The organism is Burkholderia sp. S-53 (assembly GCF_025560745.1).
GTDB lineage: Bacteria > Pseudomonadota > Gammaproteobacteria > Burkholderiales > Burkholderiaceae > Burkholderia > Burkholderia pyrrocinia.
Genome location: NZ_CP090483.1, coordinates 621,854 through 645,566 on the forward strand (window position 1 = coordinate 621,854; position 23,713 = coordinate 645,566).

23 protein-coding genes are annotated in these 23,713 nt (G+C 68.2%); 16 read left to right on the top strand and 7 right to left on the bottom strand.

Annotated elements, in window-relative coordinates; genetic code table 11:
• Positions 1–24: 24 nt before the first annotated feature.
• From LXM88_RS07915 to pyrF, 11 genes are all read left to right on the top strand, one after another.
• Positions 25–429 (top strand): EF-hand domain-containing protein, encoded by a 405-nt coding sequence (locus tag LXM88_RS07915; protein WP_262540850.1) that lies wholly within the window; start codon positions 25–27, stop codon positions 427–429.
• Positions 430–778: 349 nt separating this feature from the next.
• Positions 779–1,678 carry an IclR family transcriptional regulator gene (locus tag LXM88_RS07920; RefSeq protein WP_262540852.1) on the top strand — a complete coding sequence of 300 codons (900 nt, stop codon included), beginning with the start codon at positions 779–781 and terminating at the stop codon, positions 1,676–1,678.
• Entirely contained in the window at positions 1,675–2,700 is a 1,026-nt protein-coding gene (locus tag LXM88_RS07925) for a 2-dehydro-3-deoxygalactonokinase (RefSeq protein WP_262540853.1), read from the top strand. The genes LXM88_RS07920 and LXM88_RS07925 overlap by 4 nt, the downstream gene beginning before the upstream one ends.
• A gap of 22 nt (positions 2,701–2,722) precedes the next feature.
• Positions 2,723–3,400, top strand: coding sequence for a 2-dehydro-3-deoxy-6-phosphogalactonate aldolase (locus LXM88_RS07930; protein WP_262540855.1), 678 nt, complete (start codon positions 2,723–2,725; stop codon positions 3,398–3,400).
• Complete coding sequence (locus LXM88_RS07935; protein ID WP_262542817.1) at positions 3,400–4,179, top strand: SDR family oxidoreductase; 780 nt, start codon at positions 3,400–3,402, stop codon at positions 4,177–4,179. Before LXM88_RS07930 ends, LXM88_RS07935 begins: the two co-directional genes overlap by 1 nt.
• A gap of 102 nt (positions 4,180–4,281) precedes the next feature.
• Positions 4,282–5,277, top strand: a complete 996-nt coding sequence (locus LXM88_RS07940) for an arabinose ABC transporter substrate-binding protein (protein ID WP_262540857.1) — start codon at positions 4,282–4,284, stop codon at positions 5,275–5,277.
• A 67-nt stretch (positions 5,278–5,344) separates the two neighbouring features.
• Positions 5,345–6,856: an L-arabinose ABC transporter ATP-binding protein AraG gene (gene araG / locus LXM88_RS07945; protein WP_262540859.1), complete on the top strand. Its 1,512-nt coding sequence runs from the start codon at positions 5,345–5,347 to the stop codon at positions 6,854–6,856.
• A 70-nt stretch (positions 6,857–6,926) separates the two neighbouring features.
• Positions 6,927–7,943 (top strand): L-arabinose ABC transporter permease AraH, encoded by a 1,017-nt coding sequence (araH, locus tag LXM88_RS07950; RefSeq protein ID WP_262540861.1) that lies wholly within the window; start codon positions 6,927–6,929, stop codon positions 7,941–7,943.
• 24 nt (positions 7,944–7,967) lie between these two features.
• Positions 7,968–8,783: an SDR family NAD(P)-dependent oxidoreductase gene (locus LXM88_RS07955; protein WP_262540862.1), complete on the top strand. Its 816-nt coding sequence runs from the start codon at positions 7,968–7,970 to the stop codon at positions 8,781–8,783.
• Positions 8,784–8,833: 50 nt separating this feature from the next.
• Complete coding sequence (locus LXM88_RS07960; protein ID WP_262540864.1) at positions 8,834–9,895, top strand: aldose 1-epimerase; 1,062 nt, start codon at positions 8,834–8,836, stop codon at positions 9,893–9,895.
• Positions 9,896–9,934: 39 nt separating this feature from the next.
• Positions 9,935–10,762, top strand: coding sequence for an orotidine-5'-phosphate decarboxylase (gene pyrF, locus LXM88_RS07965; RefSeq protein WP_043191335.1), 828 nt, complete (start codon positions 9,935–9,937; stop codon positions 10,760–10,762).
• Positions 10,763–10,876: 114 nt separating this feature from the next.
• Here pyrF and LXM88_RS07970 read toward each other — a convergent pair whose 3' ends face one another.
• Genes LXM88_RS07970 through thiL form a run of 3 tightly spaced genes read right to left on the bottom strand, consistent with a single transcriptional unit; the run spans position 10,877 to position 12,948 of the window.
• Positions 10,877–11,377, bottom strand: coding sequence for a CinA family protein (locus tag LXM88_RS07970; protein WP_096472418.1), 501 nt, complete (start codon positions 11,375–11,377; stop codon positions 10,877–10,879).
• 31 nt (positions 11,378–11,408) lie between these two features.
• Positions 11,409–11,960 carry a phosphatidylglycerophosphatase A family protein gene (locus LXM88_RS07975; protein WP_262540867.1) on the bottom strand — a complete coding sequence of 184 codons (552 nt, stop codon included), beginning with the start codon at positions 11,958–11,960 and terminating at the stop codon, positions 11,409–11,411.
• Positions 11,950–12,948 (bottom strand): thiamine-phosphate kinase, encoded by a 999-nt coding sequence (thiL, locus tag LXM88_RS07980; protein ID WP_262540870.1) that lies wholly within the window; start codon positions 12,946–12,948, stop codon positions 11,950–11,952. The genes LXM88_RS07975 and thiL overlap by 11 nt, the downstream gene beginning before the upstream one ends.
• Positions 12,949–13,083: 135 nt before the next feature.
• Here thiL and LXM88_RS07985 point away from each other — a divergent pair, with 135 nt between their 5' ends.
• From LXM88_RS07985 to LXM88_RS07995, 3 genes are all read left to right on the top strand, one after another.
• Positions 13,084–15,426, top strand: a complete 2,343-nt coding sequence (locus tag LXM88_RS07985) for an NADP-dependent malic enzyme (protein WP_318654682.1) — start codon at positions 13,084–13,086, stop codon at positions 15,424–15,426.
• Between the two features lie 378 nt (positions 15,427–15,804).
• Positions 15,805–16,236 (top strand): ribonuclease, encoded by a 432-nt coding sequence (locus tag LXM88_RS07990; RefSeq protein WP_262540873.1) that lies wholly within the window; start codon positions 15,805–15,807, stop codon positions 16,234–16,236.
• Between the two features lie 16 nt (positions 16,237–16,252).
• The gene (locus LXM88_RS07995; RefSeq protein ID WP_027783519.1) at positions 16,253–16,816 is read left to right on the top strand and encodes a barstar family protein; all 564 of its coding nucleotides are present in this window, start codon (positions 16,253–16,255) and stop codon (positions 16,814–16,816) included.
• 167 nt (positions 16,817–16,983) lie between these two features.
• Here the strand turns inward: LXM88_RS07995 and LXM88_RS08000 are convergent, their stop codons facing one another.
• The 3 genes from LXM88_RS08000 to speE form a co-directional block, all read right to left on the bottom strand.
• A complete protein-coding gene (locus LXM88_RS08000; protein ID WP_262540877.1) occupies positions 16,984–17,751 on the bottom strand; it encodes a 16S rRNA (uracil(1498)-N(3))-methyltransferase in 768 nt (255 codons plus the stop codon).
• A 17-nt stretch (positions 17,752–17,768) separates the two neighbouring features.
• Positions 17,769–18,185 carry a VOC family protein gene (locus LXM88_RS08005; protein WP_262540879.1) on the bottom strand — a complete coding sequence of 139 codons (417 nt, stop codon included), beginning with the start codon at positions 18,183–18,185 and terminating at the stop codon, positions 17,769–17,771.
• A gap of 267 nt (positions 18,186–18,452) precedes the next feature.
• The gene (gene speE, locus LXM88_RS08010) at positions 18,453–19,310 is read right to left on the bottom strand and encodes a polyamine aminopropyltransferase (protein ID WP_096472427.1); all 858 of its coding nucleotides are present in this window, start codon (positions 19,308–19,310) and stop codon (positions 18,453–18,455) included.
• A gap of 216 nt (positions 19,311–19,526) precedes the next feature.
• Here speE and tkt point away from each other — a divergent pair, with 216 nt between their 5' ends.
• Both tkt and gap read left to right on the top strand, forming a co-directional pair.
• On the top strand, positions 19,527–21,599 hold the full coding sequence (gene tkt, locus LXM88_RS08015) for a transketolase (RefSeq protein WP_262540881.1): 2,073 nt from the start codon (positions 19,527–19,529) through the stop codon (positions 21,597–21,599).
• Between the two features lie 87 nt (positions 21,600–21,686).
• Positions 21,687–22,697, top strand: coding sequence for a type I glyceraldehyde-3-phosphate dehydrogenase (gap, locus tag LXM88_RS08020; protein ID WP_069255748.1), 1,011 nt, complete (start codon positions 21,687–21,689; stop codon positions 22,695–22,697).
• A 96-nt stretch (positions 22,698–22,793) separates the two neighbouring features.
• Here gap and LXM88_RS08025 read toward each other — a convergent pair whose 3' ends face one another.
• Entirely contained in the window at positions 22,794–23,678 is an 885-nt protein-coding gene (locus tag LXM88_RS08025; protein WP_262540885.1) for a LysR family transcriptional regulator, read from the bottom strand.
• Positions 23,679–23,713: the final 35 nt, after the last annotated feature.

The following is a 23,713-nucleotide window of genomic DNA, read 5'->3' on the forward strand; positions in this document are numbered from 1 at the left end:
CCTCATTCCAGACTGGAGCCTGATATGAAGATTCGTTTCATCGTCGTTGCCGCCGCGCTCGTTTGCGCCGGCGCCGCAGCAACCGTATCCGCATCCGCGTTCGCACAGGCGAGCGACGCCGCCGTACCGGCGCGCGCGCGCCAGGCGCAGCTCGGCGATCCGTACGTGCCGCCGGCCGCGCGCAAGCCGACCGCCGGCACGCAGACGACGGGCGCCGCGCTGCATGCGCAGGTGGTGCGCAAGCTCGCGCGGCAGTTCGAAGCGGCCGATACGCAGAGCACGGGTTCGATCACCGAAGCGCAGGCGCGCTCGGCCGGGCTCGGTTATGTCGCGAACCACTTCCGGCAGATCGATTCGGGCGGCAGCGGCCGCGTGTCGTTCGCCGACGTGCAGCGCTACATGCAGGCACGCAGCACGAGCCAGCAGTAAGCGCGGCGGGTGGTGAACAAACGGGGGCGGAACCTGCTGCACGGCGGGTTCCGCCCCCGTGCACATGGTGCGGCCGTTGCATCGCGTCCCCCGCGGATTCCGCCTGAATTCTCAGTATCTGGGCAACGCATTCAAATATTGGAGCTGAGTGCGTGCGCTCCTACAATCCGAAGCACATCGACAGCTTCGGACCCACGCATCGCATGGCGCCCGACGCACACGGAGACACATTCCATGAAGTTCGCCGGGCGCTTTACTCGGTGCATCGACCGCCGCCTCGTCGCGACGCCGGACGCAGTTCCGGCGCCGCGCGAGCGGCTTCACCGATTCCGTTGAAGAAGCCCGCCCCATGACCAAGATGCCCGACTCCCTTGCTCTCGACACCCGGCGCGCGACGCCGGACGATGGGTCGCTGACCGACAGCATCGGCGCGACCAGCACGCCGCTCGATCTCGCCGCGCAGCAGGCCGGCACGCAGACGCTGCTGCGCGGTCTCGCGATCCTCGAGGCGATCGCGAACGGTGCGCGCGACATGCGGGCGATCGGCGCCGCGCTCGGCACGACGCGCAGCACGACGCACCGCCTCGTCAGCAGCCTCGTGCAGGCGCGCTACCTGCGCCAGGTGCAGGGCGGCTATCTGCTCGGCCCGAAGCTGATCGAGCTCGGCACGATCGCGCTCGAGCAGATGCCGCTCACCGCGGTGGCGCGCCCGCATCTCGAAGCACTCGCGGAAGCGACGCTCGACACGATCCATCTCGGCGTGCGCGACGGCGACGACGTGCTGTACATCGACAAGATTCCCGGCACGCGCGGCCTCGAGATGCGCTCGCGCGTCGGCCACCGGATGCCGCTCGCGTCGACGGGCATCGGCAAGGCGATGATGCTCGACCTCGATCCCGACCTGTGGCGCTCGCTGTTCGAGGCCGCGCGGCGCGCGCTGGCCGGCGTCAATTTCAAGCCCGACAACCGGCCCGAGACGAGCGCGTTCCTGCAGCGCATGGCCCATTACGCGGCCGGCGGCTATACGTTCGACCTCGAGGAAAACGAGGCGTCGATCCGCTGCGTGGCCGCGCCGATCCGCGACGCATCGGGTGCGGTCGTCGCGGCCGTGTCGGTCGCGAGCACGATTCCGTACATGCCGCACGACCGGATGGACGAACTGATTCCGCTCGTGCAGCGCGAAGCGCGAGCCATTTCCGCGGAACTGGGCTGGAGCCCGCCGCAGGGTACCCGCAGGATCAAACGATGACGACTTCGACCCGGACCGTTCCGGATGCCAGCTCCGCCCTTCCGTCGCTGATCGCGCTCGACTGGGGCACGACGTCGCTGCGCGCGTATCTGTACGACGCGCACGGCGCGCTCATCGACACGCGCAGCCGCGCGGCGGGCGTCATGCACGTGCCGGGCGGCGGTGCGCGCGCGTTCGACGCGGTGTTCGAGGAAGCCTGCGGCGACTGGCTCGACCGCACGCCCGGCCTGCCGGTGCTCGCCGCCGGGATGGTCGGCAGCGCGCAGGGCTGGCGCGAGGCGCCGTACGTCGCGGTGCCGACCGGCGCCGACGCGCTCGTCGCGGGCCTCATTACGGTGACGACGTCGCGCGGCGTGACGGTATCGATCGTGCCGGGCGTGATTGCGACGGGCGAATTGCCCGACGTGATGCGCGGCGAAGAAACGCAGATATTCGGTGCGCTCGCGAGCGATTCCATGCTTGGCACCGATCGTTCAGGGGTACTGATTGGCCTGCCGGGCACGCATGCGAAATGGGCGTGGGTGAAGGACGGGCTCATCGAGCGCTTCCAGACCTTCATGACGGGCGAGCTGTTCGCGGTGCTGCGCGACCACACGATCCTCGGCCGCACGATGCGCGCGGGAGCGTCGCCCGATCGCGCGGCGTTCGTGCGCGGCGTGTCGGTTGCGCGCGGCGCGCAGCGCACGGGGCTGCTCGCGACGATCTTCAGTACGCGCACGCTCGGCCTGACCGACCGGCTCGCACCCGATGCGCAGGGCGACTACCTGTCCGGCCTGCTGATCGGCCATGAACTCAATGCGCTCGACGCGATGCTCGCGGAGCGCGGCATCGCGCTCGCGGACCAGCCGCTGCTGCTGATCGGCGACGACGGTTTGTGCGCGCGCTACGTCGATGCGCTCCACGTATTCGGCCACACGCACGCGCGGGTCGTCGCGCATGCGACGGAGCGCGGCCTGTGGTGGATCGCGTCGCGCGCCGGGCTCGTGCGTGCGGACGGTGAACCCGTCTGCGCCGACCAATGAACCGATTGCAGAGGAACCCTTGATGCCGTCCGACCTTACGTTGCCCGCGCCGTACACGCCTCATGCGGCGCTGATGCGCGCGTTCGATGCGTGTCCGCTGATTGCGATCATGCGCGGAATCACGCCCGCCGAAGCGGCCGACCACGGCCATGCGCTGTACGAAGCCGGTTTCCGGATCGTCGAGGTGCCGCTCAATTCGCCGGATCCGTTCGACAGCATCGCCGCGCTGCGGCGCGCGCTGCCCGACGACGCGATCGTCGGCGCGGGCACCGTGCTGCGCGCCGAGTATGTCGATCGCGTGCAGGACGCGGGCGGCGCGCTGATCGTGATGCCGCACAGCGACGCGGCCGTGATCCGCCGCGCACGTGAGCGCGGCCTCGCGAGCGCACCGGGCGTCGCGACGCCGACCGAAGCATTTTCCGCGCTCGCGAACGGTGCCGACGTGCTGAAGATGTTCCCGGCCGAGCAGCTCGGCGTGACGATCGTGAAGGCGTGGCGCGCGGTGATCGATCGCGCGGTGCCGCTGATCCCGGTCGGCGGGATCTCGCCCGACAACATGCAGCCGTTCCTCGCGGCCGGCGCGAACGGCTTCGGGCTCGGCTCGGCGCTGTACCGGCCCGGCCAGCCGGCCGACGCGACCGCGGCGAACGCGCGCGCGTTCCAGGCCGGATTGCGCGTCGCGCGCGACGGAGCCGCATGATGGGCCGCCTCGCGGGCAAGGTCGCGATGGTGACGGGCGCGGGCCGCGGAATCGGCGCCGCGATCGCCCGTGCGTTCGCGCGCGAAGGCGCGGCCGTCGCGCTCGTCGATCTCGACTTCCCGCAGGCGCAGCACACGGCCGCCGCGATTGCGCACGACCTCGACGGCGCACGCGTGCTGCCGCTGCAGGCGGACGTCGCGCGGCAGGATGCGGTACGCGATGCGCTCGCGCAGACCGAAGCGGCATTCGGCCCGCTCGACGTGCTCGTGAACAACGCGGGCATCAACGTGTTCGCCGATCCGCTGACGATGACCGACGACGACTGGCGCCGCTGCTTCGCGGTCGACCTCGACGGCGTGTGGCACGGCTGCCGCGCGGCGCTGGAAGGGATGGTCGAGCGCGGCCGCGGCAGCATCGTGAACATCGCGTCGACGCATGCGTTCCGGATCATCCCGGGCTGCTTTCCGTACCCGGTCGCGAAGCACGGCGTGCTGGGCCTCACGCGCGCGCTCGGCATCGAATATGCGGCGCGCAACGTGCGCGTGAACGCGATCGCGCCGGGCTACATCGAGACGCAGCTCACGCGCGACTGGTGGGACGCGCAGCCCGATCCGGCCGCCGCACGCGCCGAGACGCTTGCGCTGCAGCCGATGAAGCGGATCGGCCGGCCCGAGGAGGTTGCGATGACGGCCGTGTTCCTCGCGTCCGACGAGGCGCCGTTCATCAATGCCGCGTGCATCACCGTCGATGGCGGGCGCGCGGCGCTGTATCACGACTGACGCAACGATTCGAAAGACCGCACGTGCGACGGCCGCGCGCACGCTGCGTCGAAACCAACAAGCGGCTACATCCTGTTCGATGAAGACAAGGAGACACTGGAGATGAAACGCAGAACGTTCGTAACGCTGGCCGCCGCGGCCGCGGTGGTGATGGGCAGCCCGGTCGCGCACGCGGCCGACCCGGTCAAGATCGGCTTTCTGGTGAAGCAGCCGGAAGAGCCGTGGTTCCAGGACGAGTGGAAGTTCGCCGAAATGGCGGCGAAAGCGAAGGGCTTCACGCTCGTGAAGATCGGCGCGCCGTCGGGCGAGAAGGTGATGAGCGCGATCGACAACCTGTCCGCGCAGAAGGCGCAGGGCTTCATCATCTGCACGCCCGACGTGAAGCTCGGGCCGGGCATCGTCGCGAAGGCGAAGTCGCACAACCTGAAGATGATGACGGTCGACGACCGCCTCGTCGACGGCGCGGGCAAGCCGATCGAGGCCGTGCCGCACATGGGGATCTCCGCGTACAACATCGGCAAGCAGGTCGGCGACGGCATCGCGGCCGAGATCAAGAAACGCGGCTGGGACATGAAGGATGTCGGCGCGATCGACATCACCTACGAACAGTTGCCGACCGCGCACGACCGCACGAGCGGCGCGACCGACGCGCTGGTGGCCGCCGGCTTCCCGAAGGCGAACGTGATCGTGGCGCCGCAGGCGAAGACCGATACCGAGAACGCGTTCAACGCGGCGAACATCGCGCTCACGAAGAACCCGCAGTTCAAGCACTGGGTCGCGTACGGCCTGAACGACGAGGCCGTGCTCGGCGCGGTGCGCGCGGCGGAAGGGCGCGGCTTCAAGGCGGACAACATGATCGGCATCGGCATCGGCGGTTCCGATTCGGCGCTGAACGAGTTCAAGAAGCCGCAGCCGACGGGCTTCTACGGCACCGTGATCATCAGCCCGAAGCGCCACGGCGAGGAAACCTCGGACCTGATGTACTCGTGGATCACGCAGGGCAAGGCACCGCCGGCGCTGACGCTGACGACGGGCATGCTCGCGACGCGCGACAACGTGTCGAAGGTGCGCGAGGAGATGGGGCTCGCGTCGAAGTAAGCGGCCCGCCGGCTGCCGCGGCGATGCGGCGGCCGGCGGTCGATCGATCAGGAAGTAGGGAGACGACGTGTCAGCGGCACTGCGTTTTGACAATATCGGCAAGGTATTTCCCGGCGTGCGCGCACTCGACGGCATTTCGTTCGACGTGCATGCGGGCGAGGTGCATGGCCTGATGGGCGAGAACGGCGCGGGCAAGTCGACGCTGCTGAAGATTCTCGGCGGCGAATACCAGCCCGATGCGGGCAGCGTGCTGGTCGACGGCCGGCCCGTGCAGTTCGCGAGTGCGGCGGCGTCGATCGCGGCCGGCATCGCGGTGATTCACCAGGAGTTGCAGTACGTGCCCGACCTGACGGTCGCGGAAAACCTGCTGCTCGGCCGCCTGCCGAACGCGTTCGGCTGGGTGAAGAAGCGCGAGGCGAAGCGCTTCGTGCGCGAGCGGCTCGCGGCGATGGGCGTCGATCTCGATCCCGACGCGAAGCTCGGGCGGCTGTCGATCGCACAGCGGCAGATGGTCGAGATCTGCAAGGCGCTGATGCGCAATGCGCGCGTGATCGCGCTGGACGAACCGACGAGCTCGCTGTCGCATCGCGAGACCGAGGTGCTGTTCAAGCTCGTCGACGACCTGCGCGCACAGGGCCGCGCGCTGATCTACATCTCGCACCGGATGGACGAGATCTACCGGCTGTGCGATGCGTGCACGATCTTTCGCGACGGGCGCAAGATCGCGTCGCACGCATCGCTGGCCGACGTGCCGCGCGAGCGGCTCGTCGCCGAGATGGTCGGGCGCGAGATTTCGGACATCTACCATTACGCGCCGCGCGCGCTCGGCGACGTGCGATTCTCCGCCGAAGGCGTCGACGGCCCGGCGCTGCGCGAACCCGCGAGCTTCTCGGTGCGCGCGGGCGAGATCGTCGGCTTCTTCGGGCTGGTCGGCGCGGGCCGCAGCGAACTGATGCGGCTCGTGTACGGCGCGGACCGCCGGCGCGCGGGCGTGCTGACGCTCGACGGCGCGCGCATCGACGTGAAGCGCACCGGCGACGCGATCCGCCACGGCATCGTGCTGTGCCCGGAAGACCGCAAGGAAGAAGGGATCATCGCGATCGCGTCGGTCGCGGAGAACATCAACATCAGTTGTCGCCGCCATTCGCTGCGCGCGGGGCTGTTCATCGACCGCAAGACCGAAAGCGAAACGGCCGACCGCTTCATCCAGCGGCTGAAGATCAAGACGCCGAACCGGCGGCAGAAGATCCGCTTCCTGTCGGGCGGCAACCAGCAGAAGGCGATCCTGTCGCGCTGGCTCGCGGAGCCCGACCTGAAGGTCGTGATTCTCGACGAGCCGACGCGCGGGATCGACGTCGGCGCGAAGCACGAGATCTACGACGTGATCTATCGGCTGGCCGAGCGCGGTTGCGCGATCGTGATGGTGTCGTCGGAACTGCCGGAAGTGCTCGGCGTGTCCGATCGCATCGTCGTGATGCGCGAAGGCCGGATCGCGGGCGAGCTGTCGCGCGAACAGGCGAACGAGCACGCGGTGCTGAACCTCGCGCTGCCGCAGACGAGTGCCGCCCAGGCGGCCTGACGCGGCGCACGACATTCGAATCGACCAGGCGCGGCGCGGGCCGCGCGATGCAGGAGCAGGAGACACAATCATGCAAGTCAGGGAAAACCTCGCCAGCGCAGCCGTGAAGCAGTCGGCCGACGCGCTGGTTCCGCAGCAAAGCGACCGGCAGAAGTGGTGGCAGCACCTCACCGAGTACAGCCTCATCGCGATCTTCGCGGTGATGTTCATCACGATGTCGCTGACGGTCGATCACTTCTTCTCGATCGACAACATGCTCGGGCTCGCGCTGTCGATCTCGCAGATCGGCATGGTCGCGTGCACGATGATGTTCTGTCTCGCGTCGCGCGACTTCGATCTGTCGATCGGCTCGACCGTCGCGTTCTCGGGCGTGCTGTGCGCGATGGTGCTGAACGCGACCGACAACACGTTCGTCGCGATCGTCGCGGCGGTCGCAGCGGGCGCCGCGATCGGCTTCGTGAACGGCGCGGTGATCGCGTACCTGCGCATCAACGCGCTGATCACGACGCTCGCGACGATGGAGATCGTGCGCGGGCTCGGCTTCATCGTGTCGAAGGGGCAGGCGGTCGGCGTGTCGTCGGACACGTTCATCGCGCTCGGCGGGCTGTCGCTGTTCGGCGTATCGCTGCCGATCTGGGTCACGCTGCTGTGCTTCATCGCGTTCGGCGTGCTGCTGAACCAGACCGTGTACGGCCGCAATACGCTCGCGATCGGCGGCAACCCGGAGGCGTCGCGGCTCGCGGGGATCAACGTCGAACGCACGCGCGTGTACATCTTCCTGATCCAGGGCGCGGTGACGGCGCTCGCGGGCGTGATCCTCGCGTCGCGCATCACGTCGGGCCAGCCGAACGCCGCGCAGGGCTTCGAGCTGAACGTGATCTCCGCGTGCGTGCTCGGCGGCGTGTCGCTGATGGGCGGCCGCGCGACGATCTCGGGCGTCGTGATCGGCGTGCTGATCATGGGCACCGTCGAGAACGTGATGAACCTGCTGAACATCGACGCGTTTTATCAGTACCTCGTGCGCGGCGCGATCCTGCTCGCGGCCGTGCTGCTCGACCAGTTGAAGAACCGCGGCGTACGCGACTGACCCGATTTCACGGAGACGAACCGCATGACCATCGACACTTCCGCGCACGACCCGCACGCCGCGAGCGATGCGCGCTTTGCGCGATATCCGAGCCTCGAGGATCGCGCGGTGCTGATCACGGGCGGCGCGACCGGCATCGGCGCGTCGTTCGTCGAGCACTTCGCGCAGCAGGGCGCGCGCGTCGCGTTCGTCGACCTCGATGCGGCCGCCGGCGCCGCGCTGGCGGAAAGCCTCGCGCAGGCGCCGCACGTACGTCATGCGCCGCTGTTCATCCAGTGCGACCTGACCGACGTCGACGCGCTGCGCCATGCGATCGACGCGATCCGCACGCGCATCGGCGCGATCGCGGTGCTCGTGAACAACGCGGCGAACGACACGCGCCACGCGATTGGCGACGTGACGCCCGCGTCGTTCGACGCGGGCATCGCGGTGAACCTGCGCCACCAGTTCTTCGCCGCGCAGGCGGTGATCGACGACATGAAGCAGCAGGGCGGCGGCGCGATCGTCAATCTCGGCTCGATCAGCTGGATGCTGAAGAACGGCGGCTATCCGGTCTACGTGATGGCGAAGGCGGCCGTGCAGGGCCTGACGCGCGGCCTCGCGCGCGACCTCGGCCCGTTCGGCATCCGCGTGAATTCGCTGGTGCCCGGCTGGGTGATGACCGACAAGCAGCGCCGGTTGTGGCTCGACGACGCGGGCCGTGCGTCGATCAAGGCCGGCCAGTGCCTCGACGCCGAACTGCTGCCCGCCGACCTCGCGCGGATGGCGCTGTTCCTCGCGGCCGACGACAGCCGGATGATCACCGCGCAGGACGTGATCGTCGACGGCGGCTGGGCCTGACCGTTCGTACCGACCTGCATCGTTTTTTCGACGAAGGAAAGGAGTTCATCATGACCGCCACGTCCTCGCGCGCAGCGTCGTCCACGAGCCAGTCGCGCCGCGCCCGCCTGGCCGCCGCCGCGCAGCCGGTCAGCCCCGGCCCGCAGACGGCTGCATTCGCGCAGGGCGTCGGCGCCGCGCATGCGGCGGCCGTCACGCTGACGAACGCGTCGCTGCGGCTCGACGTGCTGCCGCACCTGGGTGGCGGCATCGCACGCTTCGACTGGCGCGGCGACAACGGCGCGCTGATGCCGGTGTTCCGCCGCTGCGAGCATCCGGAGACGGCGACGGACCCGAACGAGCTCGCGTGTTATCCGCTGTTGCCGTATTCGAACCGGATCGGCGGCGCGCGCTTCGAATGCGACGGGCGCAAGGTCGCGGTGCCGCGCAACCGCCGCGACGAGCCGCTGCCGATCCACGGCGACGGCTGGCTCGCGCCGTGGCAGGTGGACGATGCGACCGACACGACGCTGCAGTTGTCGCTCGACCGCGCGGGCGGCGCGCCGTATGCGTTCCGCGCGATCCAGTCGTTCGAACTCGACGACACGACGCTGTCGATCGCGCTGACGATCGAGAACGCGGGGCGCGCCCGGCTGCCGTTCGGGCTCGGCGTGCACCCGTTCCTCGTACGCGACGCAGTGACCGAGCTGGCCGCGGCGGCCGGCGGGCTGTGGCTGTCGGGTGCCGATTTCCTGCCGGTGCGGCACGTGAGCGTGCCGCCGGCCTGGCAGTTCGGCGTCGCGTATCCGTTGCCGACCGCGCTCGTCAATCATGCGTTCACGGGCTGGGGCGGCCACGCGACGGTGAGCTGGCCGCGCCGTGGGCTGTCGCTGACCGTCGCGGCCGACGCCGACGCGTACGTGCTCTATACGCCGCCCGGCGAGGATTTCTTCTGCTTCGAGCCGGTCGATCATCCGATCAATGCGGTGAACCTGCCGGGCGGCGCGGCCGCGCACGGGATGACGCTGCTCGCGCCCGGCGAGCGGCTCACGCGGCGTTTCGCGTTCACCGTCGGGCGCGCCGATGCGCGCGGTAATGCCGCGACTCGCGAGGCGCGCCGGCGACGCGGGTAAAATACGCGGTCTACCAACGGTTTGACGCGAGTACCCGCCATGTCTTCCCCGCTTACTTTCATCGAATCGCTGCGCGCCGCGTGGCAGCGCACCCATTCGCTGCTGTGCGTCGGCCTCGATCCCGAGCCGTCGCGCTTTCCCGTGCAGTTCGACGGCCAGCCCGACGCGATCTTCGAATTCTGCCGGCAGATCGTCGACGCGACCGCGCAGTACGCGAGCGCGTTCAAGCCGCAGATCGCCTACTTCGCCGCGCATCGCGCGGAAGACCAGCTCGAACGGCTGATCGCGCACATCCACCTTCAGCATCCGGGCCTGCCCGTGATCCTCGACGCGAAGCGCGGCGACATCGGCAGCACGGCCGAGCAGTACGCGCGCGAAGCGTTCGAGCGCTATCGCGCGGACGCGGTCACGGTGAACCCGTACATGGGCTACGACTCGGTCGAGCCGTACTTCGAGCACGAAGGCAAGGGCGTGATCGTGCTGTGCCGCACGTCGAACCCGGGCGGCTCCGACCTGCAGTTCCTCGACACGAACGGCCGGCCGCTGTACCAGGTCGTCGCGGATCTCGCGGCGAACAAGTGGAACGCGAAGAACGGCCAGCTCGGCCTGGTGGTCGGCGCGACGTTCCCGAAGGAAATCGAGATCGTGCGCGGGATCGTCGGCGACATGCCGCTGCTGATCCCCGGCATCGGCGCGCAGGGCGGCGACGTGCAGGCGACCGTCAACGCCGGCCGCACGGCCGACGGCACGGGCATGATGATCAACTCGTCGCGCGCGATCCTGTACGCGAGCAACGGCGAGGATTTCGCGGAAGCCGCGGCGCTCGCCGCGCAGAAGACCCGCGACACGATCAACGCGCATCGCTGATCGGTCCGGCCGCCCGTTCGGGCGGCCGACTCCGGCAGGCCCGCGCCGGCGGGCCCGTGCCGCATTCTTGCGCAGTTTTCCCGCGCAACTTTCCCGCTTCGTCCGCCTGCCCGGTCAGCGCTCGCGCTCGTCGAGCAGCTTCAGCAGCCCGCGCAGCGCATGCGCGGCAGCCTGCGTGCGAATCTGTTCGCGGTCGCCCTTGAACACGAGCGTCTCGACGTCGGTATGGAGCCGGTTGCTCCAGCCGAACGACACGGTGCCGACCGGCTTCTTCTCGCTGCCGCCCGCCGGGCCCGCGATGCCCGTGACGGACAGCGCGACCTGCGCGCGGCTGTTGCGCAGCGCGCCTTCGGCCATCGCGCGCGCGACGGGCTCGCTGACGGCGCCGTGCTTGTCGATCAGGTCGGGCGGCACGCCGATCATGTCGATCTTGGCCTGGTTCGAATACGTGACGAAGCCGCGCTCGAACCACTGGCTGCTGCCGGAGATGTCGGTGATCGCCGCGGCGATCATGCCGCCGGTGCAGGATTCGGCGGTGGCGAGCGTCAGGTGCTCGTCACGCAGCTTGTTGCCTGCGCGGATCGCAAGCTGGTGGACGACGGAATCGGTTGGCATGCGCGTCGGGAAACGGGAGTCGGGAAATCGGTCAGCCGACGACGGAGCGCCACAGGGCGATCACGAGCAGCGTCATGAACGCGGCGACCAGGTCGTCGATCATGATGCCGAGCCCGCCTTTCAGGCGGCGGTCGACATAGCGGATCGGCGGCGGCTTGAGCATGTCGAAGAAGCGGAACGCGACGAACGCCCACAACTGGCCGACGAAGGTCGCGGGCGTGACGAACAGCATCACGAGCCAGATCGCGACGATCTCGTCCCAGACGACGGCGCCCGGATCGGACGTGCCCATCTTCCTCGCGGTGAAACCGGTGATCCACGTGCCCGCCACGAAACCGGCCGCGATCAGTACCCACCATTCGGGCACCGTTAGGTAGCGGTTCAGCACGACGAACGTGAGCCAGCCGAACAGCGAGCCGAACGTGCCGGGCATGATCGGCGCGAGCCCGCTGCCGAAGCCGAGCGACACGATGTGCGCCGGGTGCGACAGCATGAAGTGCGCGCTCGCGCGCTTCGGCGCGTTTCCGTTCGGTGCGGCGCCGGGCTCGGCCGCGGCCTGCGCGGGCGTCGGGTCAGTCTGCATGGAAGTGGTCGAAGCCGTGCAACGTGAGAGCCAGGGGCGCGCCGGCGGCGTCGCGCCACGCGATCGCGGGCCGCTCCGATGGAGCGGACAACGCGCGTATTGTACCGATTCGCGTGACCGGCACGCCGGCCGTCGCGCCGGCCGCCTCGACCGCCGCGCGGGCCGAAGCCGGGGCCGTGAAGCACAGTTCGTAGTCGTCGCCGCCCGCCAGCGTGCAGCGGCGCTGCACGTCGGGCGGCAGCGTCGCGAGCGCGGCCGAGCGCGGCACCGCGTCGGCGTCGATCTCGGCGCGCACGTTCGAGCGCGCCAGGATGTGCTGCAGGTCGCCGGCGAGGCCGTCCGAGATGTCGAGCGCCGCGTGCGCGACGCCCGCGAGCGCGAGGCCGAGCGCGATACGCGGCTCGGGGCGCTCGAGCGCACGCCGGAACGCGGCCGCTTCGTTCGCGCCGGCCGCCCATTCGCCGCGTGCGACACCGAGGCCGGCGCGCGCGTCGCCGAGCGTACCGGACACCCAGACGTCGTCGCCGTCGCGCGCGGCATCGCGCCGCAGCGCCGCGTCGGGCGCGACTTCGCCGAAGACGGTCACGCACAGGTTCAGCGGCCCGCTCGTCGTGTCGCCGCCGATCAGCTCGCAGCCGAACCGCTCGGCAAGCGCGAACAGCCCGTTGCTGAATGCCTCGAGCCACGCCGCGTCGGCGCGCGGCAGCGCGCACGCGAGCGTGAACGCGCGCGGCTCGGCGCCCATCGCCGCGAGGTCGGACAGGTTGACCGCGAGCGTCTTGTGGCCGAGCGCGTCGGGCGCGACGTCGGGGAAGAAATGGCGGCCTTCGACCAGCATGTCCGTCGAAATGGCCAGCAATTTCCCGGATCGAGGTGCGATCAGCGCACAATCGTCGCCGATGCCGAGCGTCGACGCGCGTGCGCCCTGTGCGGCGCGGCGCGCGAAGAAGCGATCGATCAGCGAAAACTCGGAGAGGGCGGCTGGCACGGCGGGTGGATCCGATACGGTTGAGGGAACGGCATTGTACGAGGCGAACGGCGGCGTTCCTGCACTGTTCAGTACATTTTTGTCGCGGCTGTCGCACCCGAATCGCCGGTCTGACGGCCTTCGATTGGCGCTACAATGCCGTCGAACAGTTATTCTAATCCGCACGTCACGAGACACATGTCCACCCAAGCCTCTTCCAAAGCCAAGCTCCGCGAAGCCGCGCTCGATTATCACGAATTCCCGACTCCGGGGAAGATCGCGATCGCCCCGACCAAGCAGATGATCAACCAGCGCGACCTCGCGCTCGCGTATTCGCCGGGCGTGGCGTTTGCGTGCGAGGAGATCGTCGAGAATCCGCTCAACGCGGCGCGTTTCACCGCGCGCAGCAACCTGGTCGGCGTCGTCACGAACGGCACCGCGGTGCTCGGTCTCGGCAACATCGGCCCGCTCGCGTCGAAGCCGGTGATGGAAGGCAAGGCCGTGCTGTTCAAGAAGTTCGCCGGCATCGACGTGTTCGACATCGAGCTGAACGAGTCGGACCCGCACAAGCTCGTCGACGTGATCGCCGCGCTGGAGCCGACCTTCGGCGGGATCAACCTGGAAGACATCAAGGCGCCGGACTGCTTCATCGTCGAGCGCGAGTGCCGCAAGCGGATGAAGATCCCGGTGTTCCACGACGACCAGCACGGCACTGCGATCGTGGTGGCCGCGGCCGTCACGAACGGCCTGAAGGTCGTCGGCAAGGACATCAAGAAGGTGAAGCTCGTCGCGTCCGGCGCGGGCGCGGCCGCGCTTGCGTGTCTGGACCTGCTGGTCGACATCGGCTTGCCGATCGAGAACATCCTGGTGACCGACCTGGCCGGCGTGGTCTACAAGGGCCGCACCGAACTGATGGACCCGGACAAGGAGCGCTTCGCACGCGAAACGGAAGCGCGGACGCTGGCCGAAGTGATCGACGGCGCGGACATCTTCCTCGGCCTGTCGGCTGCCGGCGTGCTGAAGCCGGAGATGGTGAAGGGCATGGCCGAGCGCCCGCTGATCCTCGCACTCGCGAACCCGACGCCGGAAATCCTGCCGGAAGCGGCGCTCGAAGTGCGCCCGGACGCGATTCTCGCGACCGGCCGTACCGACTACCCGAACCAGGTCAACAACGTCCTGTGCTTCCCGTTCATCTTCCGCGGTGCGCTCGACGTCGGCGCGACGACGATCACGCGTGAAATGGAGATCGCCGCCGTCAACGCGATCGCCGAGCTCGCGCAGCACGAGCAAAGCGACATCGTCGCGACCGCGTACGGCATCCAGGACCTGTCGTTCGGGCCCGAATACCTGATTCCGAAGCCGTTCGATCCGCGCCTGATCGTGAAGATCGCGCCGGCCGTCGCGCGGGCCGCGATGGACGGCGGCGTCGCGACGCGCCCGATCGAGGACATGGAGGCGTACCGCGTCCACCTCCAGCAGTTCGTGTATCACAGCGGCACGACGATGAAGCCGATCTTCCAGATCGCGCGCGCCGCGCCGGAAGAGAAGAAGCGCGTGGTGTTCGCGGAAGGCGAAGAAGAGCGCGTGTTGCGTGCCGTTCAGATCATCGTCGACGAAAAACTCGCGACGCCGATCCTGATCGGCCGCCCGTCGGTGATCGAGCACCGTATCCAGCGCTACGGCCTGCGCCTGAATCCGGGCGTCGACTTCACGGTCGTCAACACCGAGCACGACGAGCGCTACCGCGACTTCTGGCAGACGTATTACAAGCTGATGGCGCGCAAGGGCATCAGCGAACAGCTCGCGCGCGTCGAGATGCGCCGCCGCACGACGCTGATCGGCGCGATGCTGGTGAAGAAGGGCGAAGCGGACGGGATGATCTGCGGCACGATCAGCACCACGCACCGCCATCTGCACTTCATCGACCAGGTGATCGGCAAGCGCGACGGTTGCAGCGTGTACGCGGCAATGAACGGCCTCGTGCTGCCGGGGCGCCAGATTTTCCTCGTCGACACGCACGTGAACGTCGATCCGACCCCGGAGCAACTGGCCGAGATCACGATCATGGCCGCGGAAGAAGTGCGCCGCTTCGGAATCGAGCCGAAGGTCGCGCTGCTGTCGCACTCGAATTTCGGCACGAGCAACGCACCTTCGGCGAAGAAGATGCGCGATACGCTCGCGATCCTGCAGGAATGCGCACCGGAGCTGAAGGTCGACGGCGAGATGCATGGCGATGTCGCGCTCGACGCGGCGCTGCGCAAGGAAATCCTGCCGGAATCGACGCTGGAAGGCGACGCGAACCTGCTGATCCTGCCGAACATCGACGCCGCGAACATCGCATACAACCTGCTGAAGACGGCCGCCGGCAACAACATCGCGATCGGCCCGATCCTGCTGGGTGCGGCCCAGCCGGTGCATGTGCTGACCGAATCGGCGACCGTTCGCCGCATCGTCAACATGGCGGCGCTGCTGGTCGCCGACGTGAACGCCGCGCGCTGAGCAAAAACGAACGCGCCAGGCCGGTCGAACCGGCGTGGCGCGTCGGGCGAAATTGTAAACAAAAGCAAAAAGAGGCGTGCCCGCAATGGGCACGCCGCCGGGCAGGGCGCAAACGCGCTTCCCTCAAGCAACAGCAGCATCTTTCTCCACTCCGGGTAGCGAGTGTGGCAAGGAGGCAGGTCTTGCCATCAGAGAGATGCCGCCCGCATTTTATCCTATGTAAGATAAATGTAGAGTAATTTCGGTAAGAAATGCGCAAATCCGAGCGTCGTCGGGCTTTCGATTCCCAAACGGACATTGATTCGCGCGGCCAATAACGCTACGCTAACGCCTTTGTTGGTCGTCAACTACTTGATTTAACAGCGGGAACCCTGGTTCATGGCACGCAAGTGGCTCCGCAACGGCGCGCTCGCGTCCGTCTTCGCGATGTTCGCGATGGGTATCGTCGGCACGCCGACGGGCAGTCTGGTTTCCGCCGCTTACGCACGGGAGGCCGTTTCGGCCGACGTGGCCGCCGGCGGGCTCGATACGATCCCGACCGCCAGTCTTCCGCGCGAGGCCGTGACCACGCTGGGCCTGATCGGCGCAGGCGGCCCCTATCCGTACGAGAAAGACGGCGTCGTGTTCGGCAACCGCGAGCGGATCCTGCCGAAGGCGAAGCGCGGCTACTACCATGAGTACACGGTGCCGACACCGCGTGCCCGCAATCGCGGCGCGCGCCGGATCGTCTGTGGCGGGCCCTTGCGCCGGATCGACAACTGTTATTACACGGGCGACCACTACAACAGTTTTAAACGTATTGTTGAATGACTTCGGGACGAATGGCATGAGCGACTCCATCTACGCGCACGATTCGGCGGCGGCGGAACTGTTCGCGGCCGGCGACGGCAACCTGTTTCAGCGCGTGATTCAATTGAACGCGGCGGCGCAGGCCGTCGGCGCGCCGGAGCAACAGGAAGCCGAGCCCGGGCTTTCATCGAACGAGGAGCCTATGAGCCTTTTCACGACCGTGCGACCCAATCTCGTGCAGTCGATCCGCGCGTTCCGCGTGCAGGATCTTGCCGACGAAGCCGGCCGGCTCGGCCAGCACTTCCTGTATGCGTATTGCGGCGCCGCGCAGTCGAAGCAGGAAGTGATGGAAACGATCGCGACGTCGTTCCTGTTCCCGAAGCATTTCGGGAAGAACTACGACGCGCTGTACGACTGCCTGACCGACCTCGTCGCGAAGGCCGGCGCGCAGCCCGGTTTCGTGATCGTCCTCGAAGGGCTGCCGATCGCGCAGAAATTCGACAAGGAAGGGCGCGAGACGCTGCTCGACGTGTTCCGCGAGGCGGCCGAGTTCTGGGCCGAGCGCAAGGTCGCGTTCCGCGTGTTCTACTCGTTCGCGTAAGCGCGGATCGCCCCGCGGCTCTCCGCGGCCGGCATGGCGAAAAGCCCGCTTCGAGCGGGCTTTTTTGCGTGTGCGCCCGGGGAGTTTGCTGTCGCCGGTCATCGATGCGCTGATCGACCCGATTCCGGTGCCGGGCGACGCGAAGTAGCGCCCGGCGACCGACGCGCTCACCACCCGCCCCACCGCGCCGCCAGCGCCGCAAGCACGGCCGCGCCGGCCGTCTCGGTGCGCAGCACGCGGGGCCCAAGCGACAGCGCGGTGAAGCCGTGCGCGCGCGCCGCGTTTTCCTCGTCGGGCGACAGTCCGCCTTCGGGGCCGATCAGCAGCGTGACGGGTGCCGCGGGCGGCGTGTCGGGCAGCGACGCGAACGGGATGCTCGCGCGCGGCGACAGCAGCAGCCGCAGTTCGCCGTCGGCCGGCGCGGCCGGCAGCGCATCGAGCCACGCGTTGAAGCCGAGTACCGGCGCGACGTCGGGCACGCGGTTGCGCCCGCACTGTTCGCACGACGCGCGCACGACGCCGCGCCAGTGCGCGACGCGCTTGTCCGCACGTTCGCCGGCGAGCTTCACGACGCCGCGTGCGGTCGACAGCGGCACGACCGCCGCGACGCCGAGCTCGACGGCCTTTTCGATCACCCAGTCCATCTTGTCGCCGCCGGCGATTCCCTGCGCGAGCGTCACGCGGTACGGCGGCTCGGCCTCGGCCGGCTCGAACGCGTCGATCTGCGCGAGCGCGCTGCGCTTGTCGATCTCGACGAGCCGTGCGCGGTACTGGCCGCCGGTGCCGTCGAACAGCGCGAGCACGTCGCCGGGCTGCAGGCGCAGCACCTGCGCGTGGCGCGCGACGTCGGCCGGCAGCGCGAACGTGGCGTCGGCGCGCAGTGCCGCGTCGACGAAAAAGCGCGGCACGGCCGCGGTGGTGGTGGCTTCGTTCATGCGTGTGGCGGTTTCGTTCATGCGTCGAGATGGCGCGCGAGCGCCCAGCGGTAGCCGTCGAGATCCTCGATCTGCGCGAACCGGTCGCCCCAGAACTGGTCTTGCGGCGCGGTCAGCGATTTCGCGCCCGCGTCGAGCGCGCGCTGCCAGGTGGCGTCGACGTCGTCGACATACAGATAGAACGACTGCGGCGCGGTGGCGTTCGCGCTGTTCGGCGTGAGCGCGGTCGAGCCGAACGCGCCTTCGGGCGCGAACATCACGATCAACTGGCCGCGGTAGGCCATCTCGACGTGCATGATCGCGCCGTCTTCGTCGTGTACGTCGCGCAGTTCGAAGCCGAATGCGGCCTTGAAGAAATCGATGGCCGCGCGCGCGTTGCGCACGGCCAGATACGGCGTCAACCAAGGCACGTCGGCCGGACGTGGATCGGTCATGAAAATCTCCTGTCGAACAGTGTTAGCGCTTCAGCGCTTACTCTGTTCCCATGCTTCGCGGTCGAACAGTGTTGGCGCTTCAGTGCCTGTGTCGGACCGAGTTGGCGTTTCAGCACTTACTCGAACCCCATGTTTCGGATCGGGTCTCGTGCTTCGCGGTCGGCCAGAGGGTTGGCATGGCATCCGGGGCGTTCCGATCCCGCGTTTCGCACGGCGAACCATGCGAAACCATGAAGGATAAGCAGAACGATGCGGCCGCCCGGAGGCTCAGCGGCGAATGCCCAGTGTATCGCGCAGCGTGTGCGGCAGGGCAAAGAGGGACGCATGCAGCCGCGCGTCGTAGTAGCGCAAGCCCTGCACGTGGCGCGCGGCGAGCCGCTCGTCGACGTCGTGCGCGAACAGCGCGGCCGCATCGAGCGTGTCGCTCGCGATCACCATCAGCCATTGCGAGCCGTACAGCGGCACGTGCGCGGACAACGGATCGACGACCGCGAAGCTCGCGCGCAGGTCGTCGAGCAGCGCGGCGATGCGCGCCGCGTGGAACACCGGCGAGCCGAGATGCATCGAGATCGCGCCGCACGGCGTGAGGATTCGCTTGAGCCGCGCGTAGAACGCGCGCGTATAGAGGCCGGCCGCCGGCGAATCGGGCGGCGTGAGGTCGAACACGACGAGATCGAAATGCTCGACGGTCGAGTCTACGAAATGCGCGGCATCGCCGATCACGACCTCGACGCGCGGGTCGTCGAGCGCACCCTGGTGGACGTCGTCGAGATAACGGCGCGCCATTCCGACCACCTCGTCGTCGAGTTCCGCGATCACGATCCGCTCGATGCACGCGTGCTTGAGCAGCTGGCGTGCCGCGCCGCCGTCGCCGCCGCCGAGCACGAGCGCCTTCTTCGGCGACGGATGCGCGAGCGCGGCCGGGTGCGTCATGCACTCGTGATAGACGTACTCGTCGCCGACCGACGTCATCGGCTGGCCGTCCAGCGTAAACAGCCGGCCGAGCTGCGGGGTTTCCCAGACTTCGATCTGCTGGTGCGGGGACGCGACGCGCGCGAGCCGCCGAGCATTCGGGAAGCCGTAGGTGGCGTCGGGCGTAGGGTGAAAGAGTAGCGTGGTGCTCACGGGTGGGCCGCCAAGGGCAGTCGTTTCTGACGTCTGAATTATAGGAGGCGCACGGTTTGACGGAAAACCGTGCCGGAACACCACGCGCCGACAAGGGAAATGTCAGCCCATCTGTTAAAATGACGAGCTTTGCAGCCCCGTCCGTAGGCTCCGTCCGCTTCGCGTCCGTCAGGCGCCGCACCGCGCGCCGGGAACGATTGACGCTCGAGCTTCCGGATGCCGCCGTGCCCCCGTTTCCTCGACTCGTTCTCCGGACTCGACATGACGACTTCGTCTCCCGCCTCCACCACCCTGATGGCCAACGCGATCCGTGCGCTCGCGATGGACGCCGTCCAGCAAGCGAACTCCGGCCACCCCGGCATGCCGATGGGCATGGCCGAAATCGGCGTCGCGCTCTGGTCGCGCCATCTGAAGCACAACCCGACGAACCCGCACTGGGCGGACCGCGACCGCTTCGTGCTGTCGAACGGCCATGGCTCGATGCTGCTGTACTCGCTGCTGCACCTGACCGGCTACGACCTGCCGATCGAAGAGCTGAAGAACTTCCGCCAGCTGCACTCGAAGACGCCGGGCCACCCGGAATACGGGATCACGCCGGGTGTCGAGACGACCACCGGCCCGCTCGGCCAGGGTCTCGCGAACGCGGTCGGCATGGCGCTCGGCGAAGCGCTGATGGCCGACGAGTTCAACCGCGACGGCGCGAAGATCGTCGATCACCACACGTACGTGTTCCTCGGCGACGGCTGCCTGATGGAAGGCATCTCGCACGAAGCCTGCTCGCTCGCGGGCACGCTGAAGCTGAACAAGCTGATCGCGCTGTACGACGACAACGGCATCTCGATCGACGGCGACGTCGTGAACTGGTTCCACGACGATACCCCGAAGCGCTTCGAAGCGTACGGCTGGAACGTGATTCCGCACGTGAACGGCCATGACGTCGACGCGGTCGACGCGGCGATCGCGAAGGCGAAGCTGTCCGACAAGCCGACGCTGATCTGCTGCAAGACGGTGATCGGCAAGGGTGCGGCGACCAAGGCCGGCGGCCACGACGTGCACGGTGCGGCGCTCGGCGCGGAAGAAATCGCGAAGACGCGCGAAGCGCTCGGCTGGAAGTGGGAGCCGTTCGTGATTCCGCAGGAAGTCTATGCGGCCTGGGACGCGAAGGAAGCCGGCCAGCGTGCCGAGACCGACTGGGACGCGACGTTCGCGCAATATCGCGCGCAGTTCCCGGCAGAAGCCGCCGAATTCGAGCGCCGGATGGCCAACCGGCTGCCGGCCGACTGGGCGCAGAAGGCTGCGGCGATCATCGCCGGTGCGAACGAGCGCGCCGAGACGGTCGCGACCCGCAAGGCGTCGCAACAGGCGATCGAAGGGCTGGCCGCCGCGCTGCCCGAGCTGCTCGGCGGCTCGGCCGACCTGACCGGCTCGAACCTGACCAACTGGAAGGCGTCGAAGGCGGTCCGCGCGAATCCGGAAGGCGCGGGCGTCGTGCTGGGCAACCACATCAACTACGGCGTGCGCGAATTCGGCATGAGCGCCGCGATCAACGGCCTCGCGCTGCACGGCGGCCACAAGCCGTTCGGCGGCACGTTCCTGACGTTCTCCGACTACAGCCGCAACGCGCTGCGCGTGGCCGCGCTGATGAAGGTGCCGTCGATCTTCGTGTTTACGCACGATTCGATCGGCCTTGGCGAAGACGGCCCGACGCACCAGTCGATCGAGCACGTGTCGAGCCTGCGCCTGATCCCGAACCACGACGTGTGGCGTCCGGCCGACACGGTCGAGACGGCCGTTGCTTGGACGCACGCGGTTGCCGCGGATCGTCCGTCGAGCCTGATCTTCAGCCGCCAGAACCTCGCGTTCAACCCGCGTACCGACGCGCAGATCGCCAACATCGAGAAGGGCGGCTACGTACTGAAGGACTGGGACGAAGAAATCGTCGCGCGCAAGATCATCCTGATCGCGACGGGTTCGGAAGTCGAGCTCGCGATGAAGGCCGTCGAGCCGCTCGCGCAGCAGGGCATCGCGGCCCGCGTCGTGTCGATGCCGTCGACCAACGTGTTCGACCGCCAGGACGCCGAATACCGCGAACGCGTGCTGCCGCACGGCGTGCGCCGCGTCGCGATCGAAGCGGGCGTGACGAGCTTCTGGCACAAGTACGTCGGCCTCGAAGGCGGCGTCGTCGGGATCGATACGTTCGGCGAATCGGCGCCGGCCGGCGTGCTGTTCAAGTACTTCGGCTTTACCGTCGAGCACGTCGTCGAGACCGCGAAGGCCGTGCTGGCCTAAAAGCATTCGCGACGCGCGCCACCCCTTGCGCGCGTCGCACCGTGAAGCTGCACGAAACGAATTTTTTCAGCCATCAGGAGATAGACCATGACGATTCGCGTCGCAATCAACGGCTACGGCCGTATCGGCCGCAACACGCTGCGCGCGTTTTATGAAAACGGCAAGAAGCACGATCTCGAGATCGTCGCGATCAACGACCTGGGCGATGCGAAGACCAACGCGCACCTGACCCAGTACGACACCGCGCACGGCAAGTTCCCGGGCGAAGTGTCGGTCGACGGCGACTACCTCGTCGTGAACGGCGACAAGATCCGCGTGCTGGCGAACCGCAACCCGGCAGAACTGCCGTGGGGCGAGCTCGGCGTCGACGTCGTGATGGAGTGCACGGGCTTCTTCACGACCAAGGAAAAGGCGAGCGCGCACCTGAAGGGCGGCGCGAAGAAGGTGATCATCTCGGCGCCGGGCGGCAAGGACGTCGACGCGACGATCGTCTACGGCGTGAACCACGACGTGCTGAAGGCCGAGCACACCGTCATCTCGAACGCATCGTGCACGACGAACTGCCTCGCGCCGCTCGTCAAGCCGCTGAACGACAAGATCGGCCTCGAAACGGGCCTGATGACGACGATCCACGCGTACACGAACGACCAGGTTCTGACGGACGTCTATCACGAAGACCTGCGCCGCGCGCGTTCGGCCACGCACAGCCAGATCCCGACGAAGACGGGCGCTGCTTCGGCCGTCGGCCTCGTGCTGCCGGAACTGAACGGCAAGCTCGACGGCTACGCGATCCGCGTCCCGACGATCAACGTGTCGATCGTCGACCTGTCGTTCATCGCGAAGCGCGACACGACGGTCGAGGAAGTCAATGCGATCATGAAGGAAGCGTCGGAAGGCTCGCTGAAGGGCATCCTCGGCTACAACGACGCACCGCTGGTGTCGATCGACTTCAACCACAACCCGGCTTCGTCGACGTTCGACGCGACGCTGACCAAGGTGTCGGGCCGCCTCGTCAAGGTGTCGAGCTGGTACGACAACGAGTGGGGTTTCTCGAACCGCATGCTGGATACGGCTGTCGCGTTCGCGAACGCGAAGTAATCCCGCACGTTGCGCGGCCGCGGCAACGCGGCACGCGCGGCGAACGAGCCCGGCCCGGTTTTCCGGCCGGGCTTTTTTATTGTCAGGAATGCGTCGTCACCGGTCCGCCGTCACCTGTTCGAGCGCGGCGACGAATGCGCGCTTCAGCGGGCTGTCGAGGTCCGTCCACGCGAGGCCGATGCCGGTCCGGTGCCCGGCCAGGTCGAGCGGCCGCGCGAGCACGTTCGGCGGCAGCGCGCTCGCGGCTTCCGCCGGGATCAGCCCGATGCCCATCCCCGCCGCGACGAGCGCAAGCATCGTCGTGAATTCCCCGAACTCCTGCGCGATTTCGAGCGTCGTGCCCGCGCGGCTCAGCGCGAGCAGCATGTCGTCGTGAAAGCCGGGCGCGTAGCGTCGCGCGAGCACGAACGCGGGCTGGCCGCGCAGCGCGGCCGGCGGGATCGTGTCGTGTGCGGCGAGCGGATGGTCGAGCGGCAGCGCGACGACGAAGCCCTCCTCGAGCACCACGCGCGTGTCGATGCCCGCATACGCGGCCGGCAGCCGGATCATCCCGAAATCGATCCGCCGGTCGCGCAGCGCGGCGATCTGGTCCGGCGTCGGCATGTCCTTCAGTTCCAGCGCGATCAGCGGGTAGCGCTCGCGCATCGTACGCAGCACGGCCGGCAGCAGCGCGGGCAGTACCGACGACACGAACGCGATCCGCAGCGTGCCGATCTCGCCGCGGCTCGACAGCCGCGCCATCTGTTCCGCGCGCGCGGCCTGTTGCAGCGTCGCGCGCGCTTCCGGCAGGAACACGCGCCCCGTGTCGCTCAGTTCGACCTTGTGGCGGTCCCGCTCGAACAGCCGCGCGCCGAGCGCTTCCTCGAGCGCCTTGATCTGCATGCTCAGCGCGGGCTGCACGATGAACAGGCGCTGCGCCGCGCGCCCGAAATGCAGCTCTTCCGCGAGCGTGACGAAGGCGCGCAATTGCTTGAGTTCCATGGGCGGCGGGCAGGAGAGGGCGGTAATCAGATTTC